Source organism: Simplicispira psychrophila DSM 11588 (genome assembly GCF_000688255.1).
In the GTDB taxonomy this organism is placed as follows: domain Bacteria; phylum Pseudomonadota; class Gammaproteobacteria; order Burkholderiales; family Burkholderiaceae_C; genus Simplicispira; species Simplicispira psychrophila.
The window spans coordinates 442,470-452,864 of record NZ_JHYS01000001.1 but is presented as its reverse complement, the minus strand read 5'-3'; the positions used below and the strand labels follow the sequence as shown (position 1 = coordinate 452,864).

The window sequence follows — 10,395 nt, the reverse complement described above, 5'->3', positions numbered from 1 at the left end:
TATAACTTTGATAGCCTTTGCTTAAAGAAATTTAAGTGATCTTCAAAGATTGTTATGCCAAAGCTGACGCAGTCAAAATACAAATTCGAAAAAAACTGATTCCAGACTCTATGAATTGGCTGTGCTGATCAATGATCAGCGCGGCAACCCTTTATGCCTGATGACCATAGCAAGTTGGCCCCACTCCTTCCCATCTCGAACAGGACAGTGAAACGACTTCGCGCCGATGATAGTGCGGGTTCCCGTGTGAAAGTAGGTCATCGTCAGGCTCTTACAGCCAGCAAATACCCCCCGCTCAGCAATGTGCGGGGGGTTTTGTCTTTCTGGCAGCTGTTTGAGTATTTGATGAATTGGCTGTTGGAGTTTTTATCTCTTGGAATGTTTGTAGGATGCGTTAGCATTGACGCTAACGTAAGCGTCATTGGATGAGCGCCGTGCAGATGCGATGCAACGACAGCTCTGTGGTTGCTACCTGCCCACGCTCAATCTGAGTTTCAAACAATGGCTACCACCTACACTATCAGCGATCTCGCTAAAGAATTCGATCTTACGACCCGCGCAATGCGGTTTTATGAGGATATGGGACTGCTGCAGCCCGAGCGCACCGGTCCGGGTGGACGCAACCGCACTTACAGTGCCCGTGATCGCACCCGTCTGAAATTGACACTGAGGGCCAAGCGCCTCGGTCTGTCGCTCACTGAAGCCAAAGAAATCATTGATCTTTACGACAGCCCGCGTGATACCGGAGTACAACTACGTAAATTTTTACTGGTACTGGCAGAGCATCGACGCCAGTTGGAAGAACAGCTGGCCGATTTGAAGGCCAATCTGGATGAACTCAGTGAGCATGAACAAGAGGCGCGAGCCTTACTTGTCAAACTGGAGAAAAATGAATCATAATTGACGTTTACGTAAACGTCATATGAAATGGGTGTGACTATGCTGCCATTTGAATTCCGGAATCCGTTCTACGCGCAGCGGGTTCGTGATAGTTTCGCTTTGCAGGGCATCATGCACCATATGGGTGCGCAGCTAGGGTTGGTGGCTCCAGGCACTGTCGATATTGAAATAGGTTGGGCCCAGGAGTTGACCCAGCAGCATGGCTTTTTACATGCAGGCGTGGTGTCGACTGCCCTGGACTCCGCATGTGGTTATGCCGCCTTCACGTTGATGGCGTCCGACGCCGAAGTGCTGACTATTGAATTCAAGATCAACCTCCTGGCACCTGCCCAGGGTGAGCGCTTTCGCATGGAAGGGCGTGTGCTCAAGCCCGGTCGCACCATCACCTTCTGCGAAGGCCGCGCTTATGCACTGCGTGGTGGCGATGAAAAATTGATTGCCACCATGGGGTGCACTCTGATGGCCGTCACCGGACGCACCGATGTGGGTAGCTAATCCCTTTATTTTTTCTCCTTTTCCCACTTTTCTATCCGGAGACTTTGATGAGTATTGCCGTCAATATGCCAGGCCTAAACTTCCAGTTGGGCGAAGAAATCGATGCCTTGCGCGATGCCGTGCGCGATTTTGCTCAAGCTGAAATTGCGCCGCGTGCCGCAGAAATAGACCATTCGGATCAGTTTCCGATGGATCTGTGGCGCAAAATGGGTGATTTGGGCGTGCTCGGCATCACCGTACCGGAAGAGCATGGCGGCGCCAATATGGGCTATTTGGCCCACATGGTGGCGATGGAAGAAATTTCCCGCGCCAGCGCTTCGGTTGGTTTGTCGTATGGCGCGCACAGCAACCTGTGCGTCAATCAGATCAACCGCAACGGCACGGTCGAGCAAAAAGCAAAATACCTCTCCAAGCTGATCAGCGGCGAGCATGTCGGCGCGTTGGCCATGAGCGAGCCGGGTGCAGGCTCCGACGTCATCAGCATGAAGCTCAAGGCCGAAGACAAGGGCGGCTACTACCTGCTCAACGGCAGCAAGATGTGGATTACCAACGGCCCCGACGCCGATACGTTGGTGGTCTACGCCAAGACCGAGCCCGAGCTGGGCGCCCGTGGTGTCACCGCTTTCCTGATCGAAAAAGGTATGAAGGGGTTCTCAGTCGCGCAAAAGCTCGATAAGCTCGGCATGCGCGGTAGCCATACTGGCGAACTGGTTTTCCAGGACGTGGAAGTGCCAGCGCACAACATTCTAGGCGGCCTGAACATGGGCGCCAAGGTGCTGATGAGTGGTCTGGACTACGAGCGCGCCGTGCTGACCGGTGGTCCGCTGGGCATCATGCAGTCGGTGATGGATAACGTGGTGCCCTATATCCACGACCGCAAGCAATTTGGTCAAAGCATTGGCGAATTTCAGCTCATCCAAGGCAAGGTCGCCGACATGTACACCGTGCTGCAGGCCGGTCGCTCGTTTGCCTATACCGTGGCTAAAAATCTCGACATGCTCGGCAGCGAGCATGTGCGCCAAGTGCGCAAGGACTGCGCCAGCGTGATTTTGTGGACAGCAGAAAAAGCCACCTGGATGGCCGGTGAAGGCGTGCAGATTTTTGGCGGCAACGGCTACATCAACGAATACCCACTGGGCCGCCTGTGGCGCGACGCGAAGCTGTATGAAATTGGTGCCGGCACCAGCGAGATCCGCCGCATGTTGATCGGCCGCGAGCTGTTTGCCGAAACCTGCTGATAAGTTTGATATTTTTGCTACCTTAGAAAGCGCGCCCATGACAGCGACGTCGATTGAAGACCTGTTTCATCACAACCGTAAATGGGCGGCGCAGGTGGAGCGCGAGCGACCGGGGTTTTTCACCTCGCTGATGGAGCAGCAAAATCCGCGCTATATGTGGGTGGGCTGCTCCGACAGTCGTGTGCCAGCCAACCAGATCACGGGCTTGGAGCCGGGCGAGGTATTTGTGCACCGCAATATTGCCAATGTGGTGATTCCCACGGACCTCAATTGCCTCTCCACCATCCAGTACGCCGTCGATCAGTTGCACATCGAGCACCTGATGGTCGTAGGCCATTACGGCTGCGGCGGTGTGCTGGCGGCGCTGAACGATATGCGTGTCGGGCTGTCCGACAACTGGATTCGCCACGTGAAGGATGTGCGTGACAAGCACCGCGTGTTGATCGCTGCCACCGCGCCCGAGTGGCGCCACGATGTGCTGTGCGAACTGAACTCCATCGAGCAGGTGCTCAATATTGCGCACACTACCGTTATGCAAGACGCCTGGGCGCGCAGTGAGAAAGTCACCTTGCATGGCTGGTGCTATGGCCTCAAGGACGGGTTGATCAAGAACCTGAATATGTCTGTGGGTAGCAACGACGGGCTTTACTCCATCTACCACGCGGCGGTGGACGGTGTGGCCGCGGCACAGCGCTAAATTCAGACGGTTTCTTGCTGGTTGCCGCCTGATTTTGTAGGTTTTGTCCATGTTTCCGCCGCGCCTCGATGCACCCCAGGCCTACGACATCGCCAAGGCGATGATGGACGGTTTTAACCGCCATTACCGACTTTTTCGTACTGAATCAGCGCGTGCCAAGCACCGTTTTGAAACAGCCGACTGGCATGGCCAGCAGCGTGCGCAGCGTGAGCGCATTGAGTTCTATGACCTGCGGGTCAAGGAGTGCGTGCGCCGCCTAGAGAAAGAATTCAAGGCCGGTAGCCTGTCCATGGACGTGTGGCACCAGATCAAGTTGCATTACATCGGTCTGTTGGTGAATCACCGCCAGCCCGAGCTGGCCGAAACCTTCTTCAACTCGGTCACTACCAAAATCCTGCACCGGACGCACTTTCACAACGACTTTATTTTTGTTCGTCCGGCGGTCAGTACGGAATACATTGAAAATGACGCCACCGAGGGGCGTCCAACCTACTGGGCTTACTACCCCCTTCCCTCACGCGAGAACTTGCGCGAAACGTTGACGCTGATGATGGAGAACTTCCGCTTGCAGCGGACGTTTGCCGACTTGGCGGGTGATATTGAGCAGGTATGGGCGGCGCTGCAAACCCAGCTTAAACCCGGCAAACTGCGCGCCAATTTTCAGATTCAGGTGCTATCGAGTCTGTTTTATCGCAATAAGGGCGCTTATGTGGTCGGCAAAGTCATCAGCGGCTTCAACGAGCTGGCGTTTGCCTTGCCGATTTTGCACAACGGTGCCGGTCAGTTGGTGATTGATGCCGTGCTGTTGGGCGAAGACGACCTGCAGCGGCTGTTCAGCTTTGCACGTGCGTATTTCATGGTGGACATGGAAATCCCGTCTGCCTACGTGCAGTTCCTGCGCAGCCTGATGCCGCGCAAGCCGCGCGCCGAGCTGTATACCGCGCTGGGCTTGGCCAAGCAGGGCAAGACGCTGTTCTACCGCGACTTTCTCTACCACCTCAAGCACTCCAGCGACCAATTTCGCATTGCGCCGGGCATCAAGGGCATGGTCATGTTGGTGTTTGATCTGCCGTCGTTTCCCTACGTGTTCAAGCTGATCAAGGACTATTACCCGGCGCAAAAAGACACCACGCGCGAGCAGATCAAGAACAAATACCTGCTGGTCAAGCAGCATGACCGGGTCGGGCGCATGGCCGACACGCTCGAATACAGCTTGGTGGCCTTTCCGCGCGTGCGCTTTGATGACGCACTGATCGCTGAAATCGAGAAATTTGCCCCCAGCCAACTGGAAATCAGCGACCGCGATGGCGATGGCCAGCAGGAAGTCATCCTCTCGCACCTGTATATCGAGCGGCGCATGATTCCCCTCAACATGTACCTGCAGGAAGCGTTCGATGCCGGCCTGCAGGATGCCGGCGCGCAGCAGCAGATGCAGCGCAGCGTGATCGACTACGGCAACGCCATCAAGGAATTGGTAGCGGCCAACATCTTTCCCGGTGACATGTTGTGGAAGAACTTCGGCGTCACGCGCAACGGCAAGGTGGTGTTTTACGACTATGACGAAATCGAATACCTGACCGATTGCCAATTTCGCCGCGTCCCCGCGCCGCGCAACGAAGAAGAAGAGATGAGCGGCGAGATCTGGTACAGCGTCGGCCGACGCGACGTGTTCCCAGAAACTTTCGCCCCTTTTCTGCTGGGCAACCCGGCTGTGCGCGAGGTGTTCCTGCAGCACCATGCCGATTTGCTGGAGGTGGAGTTCTGGCAATCGCACAAGGAGCGCATTGCGGCTGGCCATGTGTACGACGTTTTTCCTTACGACACCGGGCGCCGGTTTGACCACGCCAGCACCGGATGAAGCTATTTTTACCTTGCCTTTGACTGGAGACACCCATGACCTCGACCTCTTCCGACCCCATCGTCATCGTTGGCGCCGCGCGCACGCCGATGGGCGCTTTCCAGGGCGATTTTTCCACTTTGGCTGCCCACGATCTGGGCGGGGCTGCGATTGCTGCCGCCGTAGCGCGCGCAGCGGTCTCACCCGATGCCGTGGGTGAAGTGCTGTTTGGCAATTGTCTGATGGCGGGCCAGGGCCAGGCGCCAGCGCGCCAAGCGGCGTTCAAGGGCGGTTTGCCGAAAGAGGCCGGTGCCGTGACGCTGTCCAAAATGTGCGGCTCGGGCATGAAGGCCGCCATGATGGCGCACGACATGCTGCTGGCCGGCACGCACGACGTGATGGTGGCTGGGGGCATGGAGAGCATGACCGGCGCACCGTATTTGCTGCAAAAGGGCCGCGGCGGCTACCGCTTGGGCCACGACCGCATCTTTGACCACATGATGCTCGACGGCCTGGAAGATGCCTACGAGCCCGGCCGTTCCATGGGCACCTTCGGTGAAGACTGCGCTGCCAAATACAGCTTCACGCGCGCGCAGCAAGATGCGTTTGCCACTGCCAGCGTCGAGCGTGCCAAGGCTGCCATTGCGTCCGGCGCCTTTACCGCTGAAATCACCCCGGTCACGGTCAAGACGCGCGCTGGCGAAGTAGTGGTGTCGGTGGACGAAGGCCCGGGCAAGGTCAAGCTGGACAAACTCACCACGCTCAAGCCGGCGTTCAAGAAGGACGGCACCATCACCGCCGCGTCCAGCTCGTCGATCAACGACGGCGCCGCCGCACTGGTGCTGATGCGCCAGTCCACGGCGGACAAGCTCGGCTGTAAGCCGCTGGCACGCATCGTCAGCCATGCCACGCACGCGCAAGAGCCCGAGTGGTTTGCCACCGCGCCGCTGGGTGCCACGCAAAAGGCGCTGGCCAAGGCCGGCTGGAGTGCCGGTGATGTGGATCTGTGGGAAATCAACGAAGCTTTTGCTGTGGTGCCGATGGCGCTGATGCACGACCTGAACCTGCCGCACGACCAAGTCAACGTCAACGGCGGTGCCTGCGCACTGGGCCACCCGATTGGCGCCAGCGGCGCGCGCATCCTGGTCACCTTGCTCTACGCACTGCAGGCGCGCGGCCTGAAAAAAGGCCTGGCCACACTGTGCATCGGCGGCGGCGAAGCCACGGCGATGGCGATTGAGCTGGTGTAAGCTATATCATTTACTCCTTAATTGATAGCTTATTGCGCAATGTGCATAAGGGCTACAGGCTGATTTAATTGATAAACACGACTGCGCCGCCCATAGCGGGCGCCGTGCCCCGCCACTTTTTGCAAAGACACCTGCCATGCTGCTGACCCAAGACCAGGAAATGATCCGTGAGGCCGTGCGCGATTTCGCCCAGCAAGAGCTGTGGCCCCATGCTGCGCGCTGGGACAAGGAGCACCACTTTCCCAAAGAAGCACACCAGGGCCTGGCGGCACTCGGTGCCTACGGCATTTGTGTGCCGGAAGAGTTTGGCGGCGCCCAGCTCGACTACCTGTCGCTGGCGCTGGTGTTGGAAGAAATTGCCGCCGGTGACGGCGGTACCAGCACCGCCATCAGCGTGACCAACTGCCCGGTCAACGCCATCCTGATGCGTTACGGCAATGCGCAGCAAAAGCGTGACTGGCTGACGCCGCTGGCGCAAGGCCAGATGCTCGGCGGTTTCTGCCTGACCGAACCCCATGTCGGCTCGGACGCCTCGGCCCTGCGCACCACGGCGGTGAAGGATGGCGACGAATACGTCCTCAACGGCGTCAAGCAGTTCATTACTAGCGGCAAAAACGGCCAAGTGGTGATCGTCATTGCAGTCACTGACCGGGGCGCGGGCAAGCGCGGCATCAGTGCTTTCCTGGTGCCCACCAGCAGTCCCGGTTATGTGGTGGCGCGTCTGGAGGACAAGCTGGGCCAGCACAGCAGTGACACGGCACAAATCAATTTCGACAACTGCCGCATCCCAGCCGAGAACCTGATCGGCATTGAGGGGGAAGGTTACAAGATTGCCCTGGGCGCGCTGGAGGGCGGGCGCATTGGCATCGCGGCACAAAGCGTGGGTATGGCGCGCAGTGCTTTTGAAGCGGCGCTGGCGTATTCCAAAGAGCGCGAGAGCTTTGGCACCACCATCTTCAACCACCAGGCGGTCGGGTTTCGTCTGGCCGACTGCGCCACGCAAATCGAGGCCGCGCGCCAGCTGATCTGGCACGCCGCCGCGCTGCGCGACGCTGGCCAGCCGTGTCTGAAAGAGGCCGCCATGGCCAAGTTGTTTGCCAGCGAGATGGCAGAGAAGGTCTGCAGCGCCGCCATCCAGACGCTGGGTGGCTATGGCGTGGTGAGCGATTTTCCGGTCGAGCGCATCTACCGTGACGTGCGCGTGTGCCAGATTTATGAAGGCACCAGCGATGTGCAAAAAATCATCATCCAGCGTGCACTGGCCTGATTTTGCTATGCATTAAATAGCTATAAGCGCTTGCTAGATAAGCGCTAGAAGCCTGTTTGGCTTGAAATTTTTAGCGCTTCTTCAGTACCACGGTAATCTGACCGTTGGTTTCGATGGTGGCGCGCTCGACCTCGTGGGCGTGCAGGCAGCCGCCCGCGCGTAGAGCGGCGGACAGGTCGGTGGCTGAGAGCAGTTCGTGTTGCATCAGCACTTCGTCCACCTTGCCGTCCTGCACCAGTACCTGGGGGCGGCCATCGACAAAGCGCTCGATGCGGCGAAAACGGTAGGCCAGGTGCGCCAGACCGACGTGACAAACGATGAGTGTGCTGGCCGAGATCAGCCCGCCAATGAGCGAGTTGTCGCCCGCGTTCATCGAGTTCTGTACCGCGTTCGACAGGATCAGCAGCAGCACCAAGTCAAAGGGTGCGTACTGCGCTGTCTGGCGCTTGCCGGTCAGGCGCAGAAAGACCAGCAGAAACACGTACACCACGATGCCGCGCAGCACGAATTCCCACCAGGGAACAGACAAGGTCCACATATATTTTTCCTTTGTGCTCGATAGCCGGGCCAGTCTACGGTACCGGCTGGCATCGGCTGGCGCCGGCCATGCGTCGCAAAAAAGAACCGGGCTACGGTCAGCGCAGGGGCTGGGCGTGTCTTTGCTGCAAGGTGATGCATTTTTACATGGCCTATTTGCAAAAATGTTTTGATCCGCATCAATTGATGTATCTCAATGCGGGTAAACGCTAGGTTTTTATGATGAGTTATCTACTCAGCTTGTGTGATTTTCGGTTTAAAGACCATTCAAGCGCACAGGTATCAAGCACCCCCAGCCAGAGAGCGCCGCCATGCAAAAACTCCTCCTCCCCGATCACCGGCCTGATGACAGGCGTTCCGGCAAGCGCGGTTTTCTACAAAGCCTGCTCGGCATGGCGGTCGCTGCAGCTGCGCTCCCGGCGGCGGCTGTCGCCGCCACTGCCACGCCGGTGCTGGGCATGGGTGCGCAGCCGCCGCGTCGCCCCGGTATGGAGGGCAAGCGCTATGGCATGGTGGTCGATTTGCGCCAGTGTATTGGCTGTCAGGCCTGTACTGTGAGTTGCTCGATGGAGAACTTGCCGCCCATCGGTCAGTTCCGCACCACGGTGTTGCAGTACGAAGTGGACCGGGGCACCGGTGTGCCGCCGGCCATGGTCAGCCTGCCGCGTCTGTGCAACCACTGCGACGAGCCGCCTTGCGTGCCGGTCTGCCCGGTGCAGGCCACCTTCCAGCGCACCGACGGCATCGTGCTGGTGGACAACGAGCGCTGCGTCGGTTGCGGCTACTGCGTGCAGGCTTGCCCGTACGACGCACGCTTCATCAACCACGAGACGCAGACGGCGGATAAATGCACCTTCTGCGAGCACCGCTTGGAAGTCGGCCTGCTGCCGGCCTGTGTGGAAAGCTGCGTCGGCGGTGCGCGCGTGATTGGCGACCTGAATGACGCCGGCAGTAGCGCTGCGCAAAGGCTCAAGGCGCACGCAAAAGACATCAAGGTGCTGAAACCCGGCATGGCCACGTCGCCGCACGTCTTCTACATCGGCCTGCCCGATGAGTTTGTCAACGGTATCGACGGCCAGGCCAGCGTGCGCTTGGTGGCGGGCCACTGAGAGAAAAAAACACCATGCACATCATCGAATTGCTCACCCCCGCCTACGAAGCGGCTTGGCTGCCCTGGGCGGTGCAGTATTTCTTCTTGGTCGGTATCTGTACCGGCGCGGCGCTGACGGCGGCGGCCTGCGCCTTGGGCCGTGTCGGCTCGGTGGGGGCACGCCTGCTGCCCGCCGCTGTGGTGGTGCTGGCCACCAGCGCCGCTGCCGCACCGGTGTCGCTGCTGGCCGACCTGCACCAGCCGGCGCGCTTCTGGCACTTTTATGCGCACTTCACACCTTGGTCTTGGATGTCACTCGGCGCCTACCTGCTGCCGGCCTTTGTCATGCTGGCCTTTGCCTTTTGCGCCGCTTGGTGGTTGGGCTGGCGCAGCTTGCTGCGCGTGCTGGCCGTGCTGCTGGCGTTGGCCGCCATCAATGTCATGGTCTATACCGGCGCCGAAGTCATGGTGGTGCGCGCACGTCCGCTGTGGAATACGCTGTTCCTGCCCGTCAACTTGGCACTGACCGGCTGGCTGGCTGCGCTGGGCGCCATGCTGGTAGTGGCGCGCTGGCTGCCTAGTGGCTTGGCGGCGCTGCCTGCCCCACTGCTACGCACTTTAGCGCTGACCGCCGCTTGGTTGCTGGTAGCGACTGTCGCGCTGTGGGCAGGCGTCGGCCTGGCCAGCGATGCGCCCTCGCTCCTTGCTGCCAAACGTCTGTTCACCGACTTTTCGGTATGGCGCCTGAGTATGTTGGGCTCGGTGTTGGCAGGTGTCGTTGTGCTGCTGTGGTTGCAGCGCCCGGCGCAGGCACTGGTCCAGCCGCTGGCATCTCTGGGTATGGGGCTGACGATGCTGGCTGCCGCCTGGGTATTCCGCTGGGCGCTGTTCATGGGTGTGCAGAGTGTGCCCAAGTTCGGCGCCGGTCTATACGTCTACAACATGCCGCTGGGCGGTGACGGCCTGTTGGGCATGGTGGGGGTCTTTGGCCTGTGCGTGGCCCTGCTGGCGGCTATTACGCTGGCGCTGGAGTACTTCCCGGCCCGCATCGCTCCAGCGCATTCTGGCGCCGCCGCTGTCTAAG

10 protein-coding genes and 1 rRNA gene are annotated in these 10,395 nt (G+C 59.2%); 10 read left to right on the top strand and 1 reads right to left on the bottom strand.

What is annotated here, in order from left to right:
* Positions 1-156: 156 nt before the first annotated feature.
* The 8 genes from rrf (at position 157) to Q390_RS0101920 (ending at position 7,684) form a co-directional block, all read left to right on the top strand.
* Positions 157-269: ribosomal RNA gene (gene rrf, locus Q390_RS0101955) — 5S ribosomal RNA — on the top strand.
* A 232-nt stretch (positions 270-501) separates the two neighbouring features.
* Positions 502-900 carry a MerR family transcriptional regulator gene (locus Q390_RS0101950; protein WP_027994566.1) on the top strand — a complete coding sequence of 133 codons (399 nt, stop codon included), beginning with the start codon at positions 502-504 and terminating at the stop codon, positions 898-900.
* A gap of 39 nt (positions 901-939) precedes the next feature.
* Positions 940-1,395, top strand: coding sequence for a PaaI family thioesterase (locus tag Q390_RS0101945; RefSeq protein WP_425423925.1), 456 nt, complete (start codon positions 940-942; stop codon positions 1,393-1,395).
* A 47-nt stretch (positions 1,396-1,442) separates the two neighbouring features.
* Complete coding sequence (locus Q390_RS0101940; protein ID WP_027994564.1) at positions 1,443-2,633, top strand: isovaleryl-CoA dehydrogenase; 1,191 nt, start codon at positions 1,443-1,445, stop codon at positions 2,631-2,633.
* A gap of 37 nt (positions 2,634-2,670) precedes the next feature.
* Positions 2,671-3,330 carry a carbonate dehydratase gene (gene can / locus Q390_RS0101935; RefSeq protein ID WP_027994563.1) on the top strand — a complete coding sequence of 220 codons (660 nt, stop codon included), beginning with the start codon at positions 2,671-2,673 and terminating at the stop codon, positions 3,328-3,330.
* 49 nt (positions 3,331-3,379) lie between these two features.
* Positions 3,380-5,188 (top strand): bifunctional isocitrate dehydrogenase kinase/phosphatase, encoded by a 1,809-nt coding sequence (gene aceK, locus Q390_RS0101930; RefSeq protein WP_027994562.1) that lies wholly within the window; start codon positions 3,380-3,382, stop codon positions 5,186-5,188.
* Between the two features lie 35 nt (positions 5,189-5,223).
* Positions 5,224-6,417 carry an acetyl-CoA C-acyltransferase gene (locus tag Q390_RS0101925; RefSeq protein ID WP_027994561.1) on the top strand — a complete coding sequence of 398 codons (1,194 nt, stop codon included), beginning with the start codon at positions 5,224-5,226 and terminating at the stop codon, positions 6,415-6,417.
* Between the two features lie 136 nt (positions 6,418-6,553).
* The gene (locus Q390_RS0101920) at positions 6,554-7,684 is read left to right on the top strand and encodes an acyl-CoA dehydrogenase family protein (protein WP_027994560.1); all 1,131 of its coding nucleotides are present in this window, start codon (positions 6,554-6,556) and stop codon (positions 7,682-7,684) included.
* Between the two features lie 70 nt (positions 7,685-7,754).
* On the opposite strand, the gene Q390_RS0101915 is transcribed toward Q390_RS0101920, so the two are convergent.
* Positions 7,755-8,222 (bottom strand): DUF421 domain-containing protein, encoded by a 468-nt coding sequence (locus Q390_RS0101915; protein ID WP_027994559.1) that lies wholly within the window; start codon positions 8,220-8,222, stop codon positions 7,755-7,757.
* Between the two features lie 310 nt (positions 8,223-8,532).
* On the opposite strand from Q390_RS0101915, the gene dsrO reads away from it, so the two are divergent.
* The gene (dsrO, locus tag Q390_RS0101905) at positions 8,533-9,330 is read left to right on the top strand and encodes a sulfate reduction electron transfer complex DsrMKJOP subunit DsrO (protein WP_027994557.1); all 798 of its coding nucleotides are present in this window, start codon (positions 8,533-8,535) and stop codon (positions 9,328-9,330) included.
* Positions 9,331-9,344: 14 nt separating this feature from the next.
* The gene (gene nrfD / locus Q390_RS0101900) at positions 9,345-10,394 is read left to right on the top strand and encodes an NrfD/PsrC family molybdoenzyme membrane anchor subunit (protein ID WP_027994556.1); all 1,050 of its coding nucleotides are present in this window, start codon (positions 9,345-9,347) and stop codon (positions 10,392-10,394) included.
* Position 10,395: the final 1 nt, after the last annotated feature.